Annotated in this window: 14 protein-coding genes; 10 read left to right on the top strand and 4 right to left on the bottom strand. The window is 31.0% G+C overall.

Annotation, left to right across the window (positions count from 1 at the left end):
* Positions 1 to 459 precede the first annotated feature (459 nt).
* Together AQ1685_RS02580 and AQ1685_RS02575 are read right to left on the bottom strand one after the other, a co-directional pair.
* The gene (locus AQ1685_RS02580) at positions 460 to 1,098 is read right to left on the bottom strand and encodes a hypothetical protein (RefSeq protein ID WP_095069171.1); all 639 of its coding nucleotides are present in this window, start codon (positions 1,096 to 1,098) and stop codon (positions 460 to 462) included.
* Positions 1,099 to 1,353: 255 nt separating this feature from the next.
* On the bottom strand, positions 1,354 to 1,983 hold the full coding sequence (locus AQ1685_RS02575) for a hypothetical protein (protein WP_095069170.1): 630 nt from the start codon (positions 1,981 to 1,983) through the stop codon (positions 1,354 to 1,356).
* A gap of 632 nt (positions 1,984 to 2,615) precedes the next feature.
* Between AQ1685_RS02575 and AQ1685_RS02570 the strand changes: the two genes are divergently transcribed.
* The 9 genes from AQ1685_RS02570 (at position 2,616) to truB (ending at position 8,642) form a co-directional block, all read left to right on the top strand.
* On the top strand, positions 2,616 to 3,515 hold the full coding sequence (locus AQ1685_RS02570; protein ID WP_095069169.1) for a DUF2589 domain-containing protein: 900 nt from the start codon (positions 2,616 to 2,618) through the stop codon (positions 3,513 to 3,515).
* Between the two features lie 17 nt (positions 3,516 to 3,532).
* Positions 3,533 to 4,207, top strand: a complete 675-nt coding sequence (locus tag AQ1685_RS02565) for a hypothetical protein (protein WP_095069168.1) — start codon at positions 3,533 to 3,535, stop codon at positions 4,205 to 4,207.
* A gap of 2 nt (positions 4,208 to 4,209) precedes the next feature.
* Positions 4,210 to 4,752 carry a hypothetical protein gene (locus AQ1685_RS02560; RefSeq protein WP_095069167.1) on the top strand — a complete coding sequence of 181 codons (543 nt, stop codon included), beginning with the start codon at positions 4,210 to 4,212 and terminating at the stop codon, positions 4,750 to 4,752.
* Between the two features lie 39 nt (positions 4,753 to 4,791).
* On the top strand, positions 4,792 to 5,199 hold the full coding sequence (gene mce / locus AQ1685_RS02555) for a methylmalonyl-CoA epimerase (protein WP_095069166.1): 408 nt from the start codon (positions 4,792 to 4,794) through the stop codon (positions 5,197 to 5,199).
* Between the two features lie 117 nt (positions 5,200 to 5,316).
* The gene (locus tag AQ1685_RS02550) at positions 5,317 to 5,856 is read left to right on the top strand and encodes a hypothetical protein (protein WP_095069165.1); all 540 of its coding nucleotides are present in this window, start codon (positions 5,317 to 5,319) and stop codon (positions 5,854 to 5,856) included.
* A 164-nt stretch (positions 5,857 to 6,020) separates the two neighbouring features.
* Complete coding sequence (locus AQ1685_RS02545) at positions 6,021 to 6,899, top strand: cell division protein FtsX (protein ID WP_095069164.1); 879 nt, start codon at positions 6,021 to 6,023, stop codon at positions 6,897 to 6,899.
* 3 nt (positions 6,900 to 6,902) lie between these two features.
* Positions 6,903 to 7,148 (top strand): DUF3098 domain-containing protein, encoded by a 246-nt coding sequence (locus AQ1685_RS02540; protein ID WP_095069163.1) that lies wholly within the window; start codon positions 6,903 to 6,905, stop codon positions 7,146 to 7,148.
* 2 nt (positions 7,149 to 7,150) lie between these two features.
* Complete coding sequence (locus tag AQ1685_RS02535; RefSeq protein ID WP_095069162.1) at positions 7,151 to 7,945, top strand: undecaprenyl-diphosphate phosphatase; 795 nt, start codon at positions 7,151 to 7,153, stop codon at positions 7,943 to 7,945.
* Positions 7,946 to 7,949: 4 nt separating this feature from the next.
* The gene (truB, locus tag AQ1685_RS02530; protein WP_095069161.1) at positions 7,950 to 8,642 is read left to right on the top strand and encodes a tRNA pseudouridine(55) synthase TruB; all 693 of its coding nucleotides are present in this window, start codon (positions 7,950 to 7,952) and stop codon (positions 8,640 to 8,642) included.
* Here truB and AQ1685_RS02525 read toward each other — a convergent pair.
* Positions 8,631 to 9,164 (bottom strand): hypothetical protein, encoded by a 534-nt coding sequence (locus AQ1685_RS02525; protein ID WP_157730058.1) that lies wholly within the window; start codon positions 9,162 to 9,164, stop codon positions 8,631 to 8,633. The two genes, truB and AQ1685_RS02525, sit on opposite strands and share 12 nt — an antisense overlap.
* Positions 9,165 to 9,228: 64 nt before the next feature.
* On the opposite strand from AQ1685_RS02525, the gene AQ1685_RS02520 reads away from it, so the two are divergent.
* The gene (locus AQ1685_RS02520; protein ID WP_095069159.1) at positions 9,229 to 9,765 is read left to right on the top strand and encodes a hypothetical protein; all 537 of its coding nucleotides are present in this window, start codon (positions 9,229 to 9,231) and stop codon (positions 9,763 to 9,765) included.
* A gap of 55 nt (positions 9,766 to 9,820) precedes the next feature.
* On the opposite strand, the gene AQ1685_RS02515 is transcribed toward AQ1685_RS02520, so the two are convergent.
* Positions 9,821 to 16,486: an Ig-like domain-containing protein gene (locus AQ1685_RS02515; protein ID WP_095069158.1), complete on the bottom strand. Its 6,666-nt coding sequence runs from the start codon at positions 16,484 to 16,486 to the stop codon at positions 9,821 to 9,823.
* Positions 16,487 to 16,613 lie beyond the last annotated feature (127 nt).

Below are 16,613 nucleotides of genomic sequence, written 5' to 3'. Positions count from 1 at the left end.
ATCCAAAACGGCAATACTTTTTTATAATTAATTATTCTATCGGACATTAATAACTCTTTCAAATATAAGAATGCATAAATACTAGTATTAAAAGAACCTAAAATTAAAAGATAATTAAATGATCCATCGACGAATAAATATAAAAACCAAGACAAAGAAAACACTAATGTCAAAATTCTTATCAGTTTCATAGAATTCTCATTATTTATAATTTTGGAGTAAAAAAAATAAATACTATTGAATAAAATAAACGAATAATAAAAGTGAAAATTTATATTTCCTAAATTATATTTGATAAATAATATAGTCAATGCCTCTGTAATTACCGTTGATAATAAAATTATCAATAAAAAAACCATGTAATTATAAGGAAACTTTCTATAACTTAATATTAGAATCAATAAAGACATTAATTCAAATAAAAATAATGGTTTCAAAAAGGGAATCATAATATTTTTTTTAATGTTCAGGTGGTCTCAATTCTCCAAAATTAGAGATCCCACTCAATGTATCATCAGAACCATCATTACTAATTCTAGATTGTATCTCATTGGTATCTTTTATTTTTTTGTCTTTTTCAGTTTTCAATTTATAATTTTCTTTATTATCATAACGCCATTCATAATGGTATTTAGCTAACATATCCTTAAACGTTGCTAATTTATCTTTTGAAGAATTCACTACATCTATTAAAGTTTCTTTTCCATTTATTATAGCTGTAGGTGTATACAGTAAATTTTCATAATCTATAAACTTATCATTTTTAACATTCTCTTTGTATACTCCTTTTATAAAACTTATCCCTTTTAATTTAATTCCTTTTTCTTTTGCTAATTTTTCTACATAATTCATGTAGTTCTTTAGTTCTGCAAACTCAAAAGTATTTATCCTAGTATCTTCAAAGCCTAATACTCCTATAAATTGATCTAATCTTGTTTCGTCGTAAGCACGTAACATGGTTACCACTTCTTTATAAGTAAGTAATGTACTTGGATGTGTTGGATGAATTGGTTTTACAGGCTGTAAAGCATCATATTCTTCTTTTGTTAATACCTTGTAACCAAAAATACCTAAAATAGCTTGTAGTAGTTTTTTCATGATGTTTGATGTTTGTGTTTAAATTCACAGCCAAAAGTACATGGTAATTTTTAAAGAAAACTACATTCTTTTTCTAGAGATCAAGTAAATCAAGTTTTTAAAAATAAAATACAGGAAAAACACCCTTTACTAGAAAGGGTGTTTCCTGTAGTATTTTCAGGGTTTTGATTTGAACACTTATATTATGTAGTCTATTTAAATTTCGCATAAATATCTAGAATCTTTGCATAATATTTCCAAGCAAGATATTTAGATCTATGGATTAGGAGGTTTAATATGACTTAAATTACCTGCTCCACTATCTAAATCAGCTTTTTTTTCTCTATTACTTAAATTAGCGTTTATTTGTTTATTTAAAACATTCCTGTTTTTGTAGTCTTCTTCACTGTCATAAACCCAATTGTAACCATAAGAAGCTAAAACTTCTTTAATTGTTACTACTTTATTTTCTGTAGAAAGCGAGGGATCAAATCCAATATTTTTACCACTAATGTTAGTTGTTGGCATAAACATAATATGCTGATAACCTGGTGTACCATAATTTGCATCTTTAGGATAAGCTCCTGAAACAAAATTAATTCCTGTAAATTCAATTCCTTTTTCTTTAGATAATTGTTTTACATAAGCAATATAATTTTCTAAAGTTTCGATAGAATAAAAATTAATTCTAGCATCTTCATAACCTAAAGCCTGCTCTAAAATTGGTTTTCTAGTTTTATCATAATCCTCTAAGCGTTCAATCATACCTTTATAAGAAATCATATTCCAAGGTCTTTCTACTTGGGTTTCTGTATTCGAATTTACAGGTACTTCATCTTTTTGGCACGCAATAAACGTTACCGCACTTACCAATAGGGCAAGCGTAACAACTCTAATTGTTTTCATAATTAAAATATAATAATGGTTAATAAATACGTAAGTAGTTAACTTTCTATGTGTGGATATGCAATTTTTAAAAAGAAAGTTTAACTAACAATTTCTTGTAAAGATACAATATATTATGTGTTAGTCCTAAACAATCTTCAATGATTGCAAGAAATCAACCAACTATAAACTAACAAATTACAAGCTTAAAACTTTATTGATTATGAAATCTTGGTGCAAGTAATTGTGAGATTAGCAACCTCAACAATCTAATTCTTAATACATTTTTTTTACATTCAACCTTGAAAAATAACTTGGAGTCATAAAACTTTACACTAACTCAAGGTAAAACATAATGAACTAAAATACTATAGTTTCTATTTCGTCTGAAAATCACCTTTAATAAAGATGTATTTTTCCTCTTAGCTTTTATCCCATGATAATCAGTTATAAAAAACTCATATCAAAAAGCTAATTTCTAAGAAAACACTCTAAAAAATATAGGATATTACCTCTTCATTTTCAAGCACTAAGACTTGCTATTTAACTTTTGTTTTTACAGAATTTTGTTGTTGCTATTTCGAAATACAAGAATGGCGATAGCCGAAAAGCCACAAAAATAGAGTAGGCATTTAATCAATAAAATTACTATTATGAGTTTATCAAACTACAATCCTGGTCAAGAATTGGCTAGTATTGATTTTGCAGGTATGATAGGCGGACCTTTAAGCGCTATTGTTGATGCGCAGTCTAAAGCAGCCTTATCTACTGTAGATTTTGTGAAAAGTGTTGGTTTTACACCAGACACTGAAGATGAAGCCACTGGCGAAATAAAACCAGGAGAACCAATTTATGTAAGTTTTAAATATCCAAAAATGGTTGCACCTTACCAGCCTGCAATTAGCGGGAAGTTAGATAGTGTAAGTATTAGCGCTGGTGGAACTGGTTATACACTTGGTGATATTTTAAATGCTGGTGGTTTATCTATTGAAGTTACTGCTGTAAGTAATACAGGTGCGGTTACACAGATTAGCACTAATTTAGAATTAACTGGAATTGATGATGAAAACGGAGCAGCTGCTACAGGTGGATCTGGTACTGGAGCTGAATTTGATATTGAAACAGAAGACATAGATGCTGTACCTGCTCAATTCGAAGAAATGCAATTACAAGTTCCTATTATTACAATGATGCCTATTCCTTTTATTCGTGTAGAAGAAGGTAATATCGACTTCAATGCGAAAATTACTTCTATGGAATATAAGCGAGTGGGAAGTGAATTTAAGTTTAACACTGGTTTTTCTTATGGAAATCAGAACACCAATAAGAATTATGCTTTAGGACCAGGAGTATTTAATGTAAATAAAAATACCAACACCGTTAAGTTAAATACTAGTATTTCTTACCAAAGAAATTCGCGTCAAGGACATAAAATAGATAAAACTTTCCATTTAGGTGTAAAAGTAAAAGTGAGTCAAGATGAAATTCCAGAAGGAATGGAAAAACTTTTAGGAATTTTAGAAGATGCTATAGTTTCTCAACCAGTAGAATAAACTAAAAACTAGAACAAATGATTGATTTAAAAGACTATTTAAGTTCTTTAGTCGTAGGAATTAATCAGGCAAGAATGATGGCAGACCTTGAGTCTGCCAGAATTGCCGAGATTTATGCTAAAGACAATTTATTAAAAACGTTTTCTATTCCTCGTTTTCGAACTCCAGATATTGAATTAAATATTCCTGTGGCTATTGGTAATTTAGAAAGTGAACCCGTAAAAGATTATCAACCTATAGATAATGTTCAGTTTAACTCTGCAACTTATAATGTGTTTAAAGATTTTTCTAAAACCTCTTCGTTTGATAGAAAGACTTCAACCATATTGCGAAGTGCTATTGCTAAAGAAACAGATAGCTTAGAAAAGCGAATTAAAGCAGATGATACACAAAAAGAAGCAGCTATGGAATCGTTATCTAAAAACCTTGCTGAATTGTATTTGAGTCGTGTAGATGACAACATCGAAATAGAAAGTTTACAACAAAAAATTAAAACTGAGCTTACACCTCGTATTCAGAAAAAACAACTTGCTCAACACCAAACTAAAGTTATTGTTCAAGCCAATGAGTTGAGAGAAATAAAACCAGAAAACATCATTCAAATTAAAATGAAACTAAGTGAAGATGGTATGGAATGGCATTCAACAGCTAATGATGACGGAAGCACTAACATGAAACTTTTACCCGAATAATTATGCGTCCTTCAAAAATAAATATCGTAAAAGCGCTTAATAAACAGTTATTAGATGTTCACAGGCTAACAAATTTAATAGAATCAAAAAACAGCACTAGTGCCTCTGAGTTTAGAAATTGGTTATTTGATACTGAAGAAATATTGAAGAAAAATAATCTTCCTCAAGTATCTCAAATATCTGCTATTAGAGCTGAACTCATAACTTATATTCCTAGTGTTAAAGGAAAACGTAAAGAATTGTATCGTTTTACTGCTCGTTTATTAAAACAAGCACAGGAAGATATTTGGGACTCTAATACAATATTTACTCAGAAAACAGAACAAGCACGAGAACTTATTCAACAATTATTGAATTTAGTTGCTCAAACCAAAGCATTTAATTTTGACAGAAAAACAGATTTTACTCATTTCTTAGAAGGCATCTGGCATTTTTGTAATACGCATGAACAACTAAGAAGCATTACACTTCAAATTTTAGGTTTATTGCATAAATCGGACGTTTTATTAGTTATGGCTGAAGAAATAGATTTAAACGATTTTTAAATCTATTTCTTTAATTTAGTAGTCTATTTTTATTTGATCATGGACAAAATCGAACACATTGGTATTGCTGTAAAAAGTATTGAAAAATCAAACGCTTTATTTGCTTCGCTTTTTGGTGAAGCACATTATAAAATTGAAGAAGTTGAGAGTGAAGGTGTAAAAACTTCATTCTTTAAAACTGGCCCTAATAAAATTGAATTGCTCGAAGCTACAAAACCTGATAGTCCTATTGCAAAGTTTATTGAAAAGAAAGGAGAAGGAATTCATCATATTGCTTTTGCTGTAGAAGATATTGAAGCTGAAATTACTCGCTTAAAAGGAGAAGGTTTTATCGTTTTAAATGAAACTCCAAAAAAAGGAGCAGACAATAAATTAGTTGCTTTTTTGCACCCTAAATCTACTAATGGAGTGCTTATAGAACTTTGTCAGGAAATAAAAAACGAGTAAATAACTCCATAGAAATAAAGACATTAAAAATACCCTACACTTTTTTTTAAAAAAAGTGTAGGGTATTTTTTTATTCAATTGTATTACTACTGTTAAAAACATAAAACTATTTACATAATGAAATTTTTAAAGCTTTTAATTGTATTCACATTAGTTCTTACTTCTTGTCAACAAAATGAAAACTTAGTTGATGAGCAGAATCCCTTATCAGAAATTATTGAGGAAGCTGAAGGAGCATTAGAAGGAGATTCTGACAATGATAACAATGGAGATAACGGAGATAACTCAGGTAATAATAATCCTGATGAAGGTTCGGATAATGGAAACAACGGTAATGACGGAAGTAACGGACAAGACGGTAACAATCCAGAAGAAACTCCTGGACCACCAAAACCAATAGATTGTTCAGTTTTTGACGGTGTTTTTGAATTTAACACAAGTAGAAATCAATTTGTAGGTGTTAAAACTATAAGTATTAGCGACATTAAAAATGTGAAATGGACAGTAAATGGAACAGAAGTAACACCTCGAACTCCTAGAGTTATGTTGGTTAAAGATCATGTACAACAATCAGGGAAAGTTGAGATTTGTTACGAAGCTGAATCAGAAACATGTGGTAAACTGTCAGACTGTATAACTGTAGATTTTGTAAAATAATAAACATACTTCATACTTTTTTCAACATCCTTCCAAATAGGAGCGAAACTTCTTTTCGCTCCTATTTTTTTTTATAATAAACTCATAAAAAATAACCTTCAATACATAAACGTTATCAGTTTATATCAATTATTTGTAACTTGCGAGTCAAATAGCACACATTAATGACGAATTCTTTCGATTCTTTTCAAAAAAGACGCTTGCGATCTTCTTATGCTTCAGTAATTATTAGTATTGCTATTGTACTATTTATGATTGGGATTTTAGGTTTAATCTTATTAAAATCTACTAAAGTTGCCAATCATTTTAAACAAGAAGTAGTAATGTCTTTATTCTTTAAAGATGACGTTACTAAGGAACAAATAGAATCCTTTAGAGAATCTCTAACAACTAAACCATATACAAGAGAACTGTATTATATTTCTAAAGAAGAAGCTGCAAAAACATATAGTAAAGACTTAGGAGAAGATTTTTTAGATTTTTTAGGTACTAATCCGTTAAAAAACGGTGTAGATTTATACTTAAAAGCAGACTTTGTTACTCCAGAAAAAATGGAGGAACTTAGAAAAGAGTTTGAGAAAAATACTTTCATAATAGATATTTCTTACGATAAACCACTAGTAGAACAACTTACCAAGAACATTAAAAAAATAAGCTTTTGGCTTTTAGTATTAAGTGGATTCTTCGCAGTAGTTTCTGTGATTTTAATTAATAGTTCTATCCGTTTATCTATTTATGCAAAACGTTTTAATATTAAAACTATGCAAATGGTAGGTGCTACCAAACGATTTATTAGAAAACCTTTTATTTGGCAAAGTATACGATTAGGTTTTATTGGTGCTTTATTAGCATTAATAGCTTTAAGCGTTATGATTTATTATATAGATAAAAATATACCAGCTTTAGAGTTGGTAAAAGACTATATCTCTTTAATTTATTTAGCAGTAGGAATTTTAGCTTCTGCATTTATTATTTCTTGGATTAGTACGTACTTTGCTACACAACGTTTCTTAAACTTACAAACCAACGATTTATATTATTAAACTATGGGAAAAAATAAAAATTCAGAACAACCAGAATTTTTATTCGGTAAACGAAATTATAAAATCATGTTAATTGGTTTAGCTGTTATTGCTTTAGGATTTATTCTTATGGCAGGCGGTGGAAGTGATGATCCTAATGTATTTAATGAAGAGTTATATAGTTGGAGAAGAATTCGCCTAGCTCCTATGTTAGTTATTATTGGCTTAGGTATTGAAATATATGCTATTTTAGCCAACCCTAAAAAGTAACTATGGATATTTTAGAAGCGATTATCCTTGGAATTATTCAAGGATTAACCGAGTTTTTACCCGTTTCATCAAGTGGACATTTAGAATTGGTAAAAGCCATTTTAGGTGATAATTCTGTACCTAAAGAAAGTTTAACTTTTACTGTTGTTTTGCATTTTGCTACAGCTTTAAGTACGTTGGTGATTTTCAGAAAAGAAGTTGCTCAAATTTTCAAAGGTTTGTTTCAATTCAAATGGAATGAAGAATCACAATTTTCGGCAAAAATTGTAATTTCCATGATTCCTGCGGTTATCATTGGTTTGTTGTTTGAAGAGCAATTAGAAACTTTTTTTAGTAAAAACATTTTACTTATTGGTTTTATGCTTTTAGTAACTGCTATACTTTTATTATTGGCAGACAAAGCTAAAAACACAGAAAAGAATGTATCATTTTCTAACTCTTTAGTTATTGGGATTTCGCAAGCAATAGCAATGTTACCAGGAATTTCTAGATCTGGTGCTACAATCTCTACATCTGTATTATTAGGAATAGACAGAACAAAAGCCGCGCGCTTTTCATTTTTAATGGTTGTGCCTTTAATTTTTGGTAAAATTGCGAAAGATATTTTAGGTGGAGATATTAATTTTCAATCTTCTGAAATTGTTCCGATTTCTGCTGGTTTTATTGCTGCTTTTATAACTGGATTACTAGCTTGCCAATGGATGATTGCTTTAGTGAAAAAAAGTAAACTTTCTTACTTTTCTATATACTGTGCAATTGTAGGTGTAATTGCGATTGGATACGCTTTATTAAAATAATCACATGAATACTTTAGAGGATTTTAAAGAAGGAAAGGTTTTACTTATTGACAAACCTTTAGAATGGACGTCTTTTCAAGTGGTTAACAAACTTCGTTGGCACATTAGAAAGCGTTTTGATATTAAGAAAATAAAAGTTGGTCATGCTGGAACATTAGATCCTTTGGCTACTGGCTTATTAATTATCTGTACAGGTAAACAAACTAAAAGTATTGAAACATATCAAGGTCAGATAAAAGAATACACAGGAACCTTCGTTTTAGGAGGAACTACACCTAGTTATGATTTAGAAACTGAAATTGATAAAACTTTCCCTACGGAACATATCACATCTGATTTAATTTATAAAACTACTGAACAATTTCTAGGAAAGATTCAGCAAAAACCACCTATTTTCTCTGCTATTAAAAAAGACGGTAAACGTCTATATGAACTAGCAAGACAAGGTAAAACAACAGAAATTAAATCGAGACAAGTAGAAATTTCTGAATTTGAAATTACTAAAATTGATGGTTTAAACATCGAGTTTAGAGTCGTTTGCAGCAAAGGAACTTATATTAGGTCTTTAGCTCATGATTTTGGTATTGCTTTAAATTCAGGTGCGCATTTATCTGTTTTACGACGTACAAAAATTGGTGATTTTTCTGTAGATAATGCACAAAATATAGATGGATTTATTGAAAGCTTATCGCACTAATTTATTACAATCTATATTCTCATTTTCGCATCGTAAACGATAACAGTTATTCATTTTAGTTTTCACTAAACTATTCTCCGGAAATAAGGTTGAGCTTTTTGTATAAAAGAATAGCGCATTTTTATAATGTCCTTGATAATAGAATTCATCTCCTTTTTTAATATTGATATTAAATTCATTTAACTTATGTTGATGATTTTTAGACGCTATATATTCTTCATAAACTCTATTTTGTTGAATTAAGTAACTCGCTGTAAAACCTACAAAAGCAATTACGAAAACAACAGTAAATACTCCTAGCACTTTTTCTTTCCAAGATTTTTTAGCCATTTCTTTCTTTAATAGCTTCAACTCTTCATCAGATAATTTTATAAATTCTAATTCTCCTTCTTCAGATTTAACTTTTTTGTCTTTATTCTTAAATAAACTTTTCTTTCGCAATAAATCTTTATTACTGTTTAATAAAGGCTGTATACTTCCATATCCTCCCATAGCTTTTTTATTATGGGACGCGAAATTCATTTTTTAGTTACAAAAGAAATCTTGGAATAGTTATTGATAAAATGATGAAAACTAAAAAACCATCATGAAGAAACTACTACTTAGTCTACTATTACTAAACATTTTTTTAACAGGTCAAGCACAGATTCGAGAGAAAAAACCTTTTTTTATTGGAAATATTGGAACCACTTTCGGCCTTAATCAGAAATTCAAATTAGCGGAAGAAGGTAATGGGTCATTTATTACTCCTAAATCAATTTTACTTAGAGCAGAAGTTGGTTATCAATTCGATCAACGTTGGTCTGGAAGTGTAAGTATGGGATACGATCATCATTTTAGATACGCTATTAACTCTATTCCCTATTTTGGAACACTACGATATAACTTTATTGCTAAAAGTAGCTCTGCTTACTTTATAGACGCAAGTTTTGGTAAAATGTGGAGACCTTCTGAAAGCTTTAGTAACGGTAATTATTATAAAGTCGGGTTAGGATTAATGAGTTTTAGCTCTAGTCGCTGGAACGGATTAGTACGCTTGGACTTTCATAGAAAGAAAATAGCAGAATTTGAAAACGGAAACTTAGATAGTATTTCTCTTGGTATCGGTTTCTCTTTCTTTTAAAATAAAAAAATGCGTTTAGTTTCCTAAACGCATTTTTTTATTTTAAGGTGTTAATTTACTTCTTTATGAATCGGAAAGGTTCATATCCTTCTACTTTTAAAAGATAAACTCCTTTAGCTAAATCGTCTACTTGAATTTCTTCTGTGTAAATTTTATCAGCTTTAACTTCCGTACCAATAACTGAATAAATCTTATATGTTTTATTGATTAAATCAGTTGGTAACACTAATCTTTCTGAAGCTGGATTTGGATAAACTTTTAAGATTTTATCTTCTATGTCTTCAATACTTAAAACTGCTGCCGTATACTCAATAACAGGAGACAATACGACTTGATTGTTTTGTCTTGTTACCACTGCATTATTCTGCATTCTTGTTGAAGTTTCATTAATAACCATTTCAACTTGATACTTACCTGATTTCGTTGGTTGGTAAGTAGGCTGAGTAGCTCCAGGAATTCTAACATCGTTATCAACATCGATCCATTGATAAGAGACTGCATTTTTATATAACGCTTCTAAAATTTGTAAAATTTGATTTACTGTATTATCAATTTCAATTTTATCGATACGAACAGTCAATGGATTTGAAACACAACCATTAGCATCTTGTACTACGATAGTATATGCCCCATCTTCTAAATCTAAGAATCTATTTGATCTCTTAAAAGGACCTCCGTTAATACTGTATTTGTATCTTGGTGTTCCTCCATCTGCTCCAATCTTGATTCTTCCACTAGGGAATCTTCCTGTAGCTCTTATATCTACAGAACTAATAAATAAAGTTTCTGGCTCTTCAACTACTAAAGAGATAACATTCGTACATCCAAAGTCATCTAATGCTGTTACGGTGTAAAAACCTGGTCTTAAACCTGTAAATCTATTTGCTCTTTGAAATGTTCCTGGCTGAGAGTTGATTTCATAAACATAATTTCCACTTCCTCCGGTTGTGTTTAATGTAATACTACCATCATCTGATCCATTACAACTTACATTTTGAACTGTCGCTGTAGTTTCTAGTAATTCAGGTTCTAAAAGAACTACATTGATAGATCTTGAAGTGTTTCCAGTATTATCTGTAACTTCTACAGTATAATCTCCAGCTGCTAAATTCGTAAAGATTCCATTAGTGTTGTTTGCAACCACGGCTGAAGAAGCATCTAAAAGCGCATACGAATATGGAGATACCCCGCCAATTACTACTGTTTCAATTATCCCATTATTATCTCCATTACAAGTTACATCTACATTAGTTAAACTTACAGTCATTGGATTTGCAGCTGGGCTTACTGTTAAAAAAACAGTTGCATCTTCACATTGATTAGTATTTGAGTTACAAACACTGTAGGTAAAACTATCTGTTCCTACAAAATCTGGATCTGAAACATATGTGATGATATCGTCATTAGGATTGTTTGGTGTTCCTGAATCATCTACAGTTAAAGTACCATTTAGCGGAGCGGTGACATTTAGAGATCCAAATACCGGGATATTTGTATCGTTTGCAAAAACATCTATTATCGTTGAAGTATTTGATAAAGCTCCGAAAGAATCATCATTCAAAATAATTGTTTCATCTACAATTGTTACAACTTCTACACTAGAACATGCATTAACATCTAATACCGTAATTTCATAAGTCCCTGCACTTAAATTAGTAAATATATTAGACGTTGTAAAAACTCCATCGTTTAATTTATAAGTATACGGTGGTATACCTCCAGTTGTTGCTACTGTGATTGTGCTACCTTCAACATTTGTGTTGATAGCTATTTCCTGTGGTTCTGTGATAGTTACTTGTATTGCATCAGTACAGCCAAAGTCATCTCTAGTTGTAATTGTATAACTACCAGGCGATAAACCTGCAAATGAATTGTATGTTTGAAATACACCTGGCTGAGAACTAATTTCATATGTATAATTTCCACTTCCTCCACTAGCATTAACTATAATATATGCATCATTAAACCCACTACATGTTATTTCTTGTACAAAAGAGTCGGTTATTAATGTTGCAGGTTCTGTAATTGTAACATTAATGCTTGTCGAATTTCCATTACTATCTGTTACTCTAACAGTGTAATCACTAGCAAAAAGATTTGAGAAAATTCCATTAGAATTTGTTGATACTACTAAGGATCCAGAAGATAAAGTAAATGTATAAGGTGCAGTTCCTCCTACAGCAAAAACCTCTATGGCTCCGTCTGATAAACCACTACAACTTACACTATTTGAATTAAATGAAACTGTAATCGGAGTTTGAATAGCATCTACAGCGATGAAAACAGTTGCAGTGTCACAGGTATTACTTGTAAGATCACAAATAGTATAGGTAAAACTATCTGTTCCTACAAAATCTTGATCTGGTGTATACGTTATAATATCGTCAGTTAAATCATCTTGAGTTCCTGAGTCGTTTATAATTACTATACCATTTGAAGGATTTGTTGTTGTTAAATTACCTACTGAAGGAATATTAATATCGTTAGAAAAAACATCAATGTCTAACGCAGTATTTGCTGGAGTAGAAACAGCATCATCTCCTAAAATAATATCAGTATTTGTATCTGTAACTGTTACTGTAGTACTACTTTCACATCCATTTACATCTCTAACATCAATTGTATACTCTCCAGGGCTAACACCACTAAAAACATTATTTGTGGTAAAACCAGTTCCATTCAAATTGTATTCATAAGAAGGAATACCTCCTGTTGCTAATACTGTAATTACATCTTCATTAACATCTGCAGTAATACTTAATGGTACTATAGGCCCGTCTACAACAACATTATTTGTAGTTAAAGAACAAAATGGATAATCGTTAAGTGTAACTTGGACTGCATAAGTTCCTGAACTCAAACCTACAATAGTTAAAGGATTACTTGTACTAACAGTAGATACACCTGATGGGATTCCTGCTGTATCAAATACTTCATAAGTATAACTTCCTGTGTATGGATTACCTCCGCCATCTTCAATCGTAAGCATTAAAGAAGCATTATTATCTCCAAAACAAATAACTGGAGATGAACTTACTACATTAGCAGTATATGGTTCCACATCATTTACTTGATATACTTGATTTATCTCACAACCACTAACTGGATTTGTTATTTTAATTATATAAAGACCTGGAGTTAAGCGAACATTAGAAGTTACTTCTGTATTACTTTGAACTTCCGAAATAGTATCTAGAGTCGTTCCAGTGCTATCTATGATTTGTATTGTTGATTTTGATAAACCTAAGCTAGAAGTATATGCTATATAAATCTGTTCACCCGCATTAGAACAACTAATCGATTCCGCTTGAGTAATAGTTATCTGATTCAACTGATCATAAGGACTAACAACTACACTAGTTGATATAGCTTCACAACCATTACTATCAATTACTTTGGCGTAGAAACTACCTCCATTCGTATCTAAAATATCAAAAGTGTAAATTGAACCCGTATTAACTCCATTAACTTTCACATCATCACTTGTATCTATTGGCGTTCCTTTATCATCAAATAATTCTACAGTAGGATAAACTCCAGTACCTCCAACTATTGAAGAAATATCTAATGTAACGTTTGCATTACTAACTATATTTCCAGAAGTACATCCAAACTCTGTAACTGCTAAAGAAGAAATAATTGCTACAGGAGGTAGTTCTGATAATGTTAATGCTAATAAAGATGTACAACTGTTACTATCTGTAACTTGAACTTCATAAGTACCTCCACTTAAATCAATAAACTCATATGTACTATCATTACTAACTACCTCATTAATTCCTCCATTATTACCAGACGAATTAAAAACTGTATATGTAAATGGTGGCTCTCCACTTGAAACATTTATGGATATACTTCCATCTGCACCTGAACATGTAGGATCACTTGGAGACGCCGTAAAACTAATATCTTCTTTTAAATCTACAGTCACTGGTGAGGATGTAGTGTTACAATTATTCGTATCTACTACTACAAATTCATATGTTCCTTCTTCTCCATAATTCACATCATAATTTATATCAGTAAAAAAGTTTTCAGCAGGTATTTCTGCTACACTAGTATAAGAAACAGGTGATTTTACAGCAGAGCTACTTGGTATATATGACCATACCGCATAACTGAAATTCCCTGTTCCACCTGTAGCTGATATAATAACTGAACCAGCTAAACATGATATATCTTGAGTTTTTATAACTGAAGTTAGTAAAGTAGCTGGACTTGAGATTGAAACTTCTTTTACTACTGAACAACCAGACGCAGAGACTTCAACTTCATATGTTCCTGAAGGAAGATCTGAAAAAGTTCTTATCATATCTGTGGTTGGGCCAAAAGTACTAATAACAGCTCCATTACTTATAAGGCTGTATGTATAAGGACCAGGTAGCGCATTACTAAGTTGCACCTCAATACCACCTAAATCATCAGAACATAATGGTTGTATTGCTAATAGATCAACATCTAAGTTTGTTGATGAATTTATAATTTGATCACTAAATGTAGAAACGCATAATGTTGATTTGTTTCTGATATAAATATCATAACTTCCTGCATCTAAAATTTCAAATGTGTTAGCATCTTGATAATTTGAACTCTCAACATTATCTCCAGAAGTCGTTATTGCAAATTCATAGTCACCTGCAACATTATTTATAGCTATACTTCCTTTAGTATCACATGTTATATCTTGTAAAACTATAGAAGGATTAATAGCCTCTCTTATTACATTGAATGTTTCTGTAAACGGTATACATGCAACTGGTGCTTCTGGAGCATTGGTTTTGTTAACCGAATAACTACCTACACTGCTTACTACTATTGTTTGAGTGTTTCCGATTACTGTTCCTGAACCATCTGTCCATTGATAAGTAGAAAAACCAGCTCCTGCAGTTAATTCAACAGAGCCTTCACATAATGCTACTTCTGTAGTTATAGCAGAACAACTTGTAACATCTAATAAAACAGCTGTAGCTCCTGTAATCCCATAATTACATGCATCAACTCCAGAAAAACTAGGACTACTTGATATTTGAATTCCGCTATTCACACCTGAATAACTAGAGAATGCTTGACTCTCTATGACATTAGAACAAGACTCTGTAAACTTACTACAGTCATTTGCCAATTCTACATGAATACGAATATTTTGTGTTGCACTACCTTCTTCTACTAAAGAATCATTTATAGAAAAATCTAATATTCCTCTAAAACCATTAGCACTTGAAGGTGGCTCATATGAATATGTTACACCAAGAGGCAAGATAATATCTGCTGGGATTAAACTTACATTTTTAGGAAGATGTTTTCTAATTACAGTATTAGTTGCATCGTCATTCCCTAAATTTTGAAATTGAAGATTATACCAAAAACTGCTTCCTAAACTTAATGTTGATCCAGACAAATCATTACCCGCACCATCATCTACAGTATTCACAACTCGTACATCTGGTTGAGCAACTTCTACTGCAATAGCATTCAAAAATGGCCAATACACATCTCCACTTGTTGTAAATCTTGCATCTACAGAAGTCTGATTATTGGCTATAAGAGCATTTCCTGGATTATTAATTTCAAATAAATCTATATCGAATCCTAAAGTATTTTCACTTGCAGGATTTCTATTCGTAACGTAATTATCATATTGAGTGATACTTCCGTTAAAAAAATTTGTAGTTGGATTAGAATTAGGTGTATCTATATTGATATAGGTTCCTGAACTGTTTTCAATTTGAAATGCATCACCTTGAATAAAAGTATCTCCTTCTAAAGCTGCTGTTAAAAATTGAGTTCTAACCGGTCCTGAAGGCGTCGTTAAAAAACCGTTGAAAGTAACATCTACGTTGTTAGTTCCATCAACTGCTGAAAATCCATCAAAAATTGAAATGTTTTTACTAGTTACCGTTTCATTCTCGTAAATAATAACCATTACCCAACCTGCAGCTCCTCCTAAATCATTTTTAGAATCATAACCTGTAGTTGCTCGAATATTAGCAGCATAATAATCTCCATTAGGGTTAGCTAGATTATTAACCATGCTTGTAATATCTTTATAGCACAAATAAGGACGTTGCGTAGCTATTCCGTTATCATAAATTACCTCATCACTGGTAATATCTTGATAATCTTCACCTGCCAACTTAAATTTGATATTTCTGTAATCTCCTGTTCTTGGAAGTTCATTCTCCCACGTATCGTAAGGATAAACAGCTGTCCAATACAATCCTGCATATACAATTTTTGAACAAGATGGTATATTTAACGTTGATTTAGATGATGAAAAAGTATCTGAACTTCCAGATATACCTTCTGCATCGTCAATATCAATATAATCCATAAAGAAATCACCGTTATTTAGTGGTGATTCATTAACATTTGCATAAAATGACCTACCACAAGCATTCTGAGATACTACATAATATAAATTATTTCCTGTAGCATTATTAGGATGAGGAATATTAGCTCCTAAATTAGCTGATATTTGAGTATAGGTATAATCTCTATACCTATTACCACAGCTATCTGTAAATCTAGACGTTTGGTCACTTCTAACATATAATGCAAAATCTTTGAAATCTCGATTTAAAACATTATTTCCAATAAAGGTCATGTCTCCTTTAACGGTGATACCACCATTGGGCAATCTCTGTGTAAACGGCACATCCTGTCCGTAAGATTTTAATAGAGAGGCAAAAAAAATTGCAAATAAGAGTAATAGTTTTTTCATATAACTTGATTTTAATTGAAGCAAAAATATTAGTAAGTAAAACTTTGAATTTAATAAAGTCAGATACGACTACTTGTAGTATATATTCGCTAGCAATTTTATTTTTTCCGAAAGATATGACATAAAA

Origin of the sequence: Tenacibaculum jejuense, assembly GCF_900198195.1 — a bacterium.
Classification (GTDB): Bacteria; Bacteroidota; Bacteroidia; order Flavobacteriales; family Flavobacteriaceae; genus Polaribacter; species Polaribacter jejuensis.
Note: the sequence above shows the minus strand (reverse complement) of the source record. Positions and strands in the feature narration are given on the sequence as shown.

Coding starts and splice junctions, on each gene's coding strand:
- AQ1685_RS02560 (WP_095069167.1), top strand. CDS start 4,210: ATGCGTCCTTCAAAAATAAATATCGTAAAAGCGCTTAATAAACAGTTA.
- AQ1685_RS02550 (WP_095069165.1), top strand. CDS start 5,317: ATGAAATTTTTAAAGCTTTTAATTGTATTCACATTAGTTCTTACTTCT.
- AQ1685_RS02580 (WP_095069171.1), bottom strand. CDS start 1,098: ATGAAAAAACTACTACAAGCTATTTTAGGTATTTTTGGTTACAAGGTA.
- truB (WP_095069161.1), top strand. CDS start 7,950: ATGAATACTTTAGAGGATTTTAAAGAAGGAAAGGTTTTACTTATTGAC.
- AQ1685_RS02570 (WP_095069169.1), top strand. CDS start 2,616: ATGAGTTTATCAAACTACAATCCTGGTCAAGAATTGGCTAGTATTGAT.
- AQ1685_RS02525 (WP_157730058.1), bottom strand. CDS start 9,164: ATGAATTTCGCGTCCCATAATAAAAAAGCTATGGGAGGATATGGAAGT.
- AQ1685_RS02520 (WP_095069159.1), top strand. CDS start 9,229: ATGAAGAAACTACTACTTAGTCTACTATTACTAAACATTTTTTTAACA.
- AQ1685_RS02575 (WP_095069170.1), bottom strand. CDS start 1,983: ATGAAAACAATTAGAGTTGTTACGCTTGCCCTATTGGTAAGTGCGGTA.
- AQ1685_RS02540 (WP_095069163.1), top strand. CDS start 6,903: ATGGGAAAAAATAAAAATTCAGAACAACCAGAATTTTTATTCGGTAAA.
- AQ1685_RS02535 (WP_095069162.1), top strand. CDS start 7,151: ATGGATATTTTAGAAGCGATTATCCTTGGAATTATTCAAGGATTAACC.
- AQ1685_RS02545 (WP_095069164.1), top strand. CDS start 6,021: ATGACGAATTCTTTCGATTCTTTTCAAAAAAGACGCTTGCGATCTTCT.
- AQ1685_RS02565 (WP_095069168.1), top strand. CDS start 3,533: ATGATTGATTTAAAAGACTATTTAAGTTCTTTAGTCGTAGGAATTAAT.
- AQ1685_RS02515 (WP_095069158.1), bottom strand. CDS start 16,486: ATGAAAAAACTATTACTCTTATTTGCAATTTTTTTTGCCTCTCTATTA.
- mce (WP_095069166.1), top strand. CDS start 4,792: ATGGACAAAATCGAACACATTGGTATTGCTGTAAAAAGTATTGAAAAA.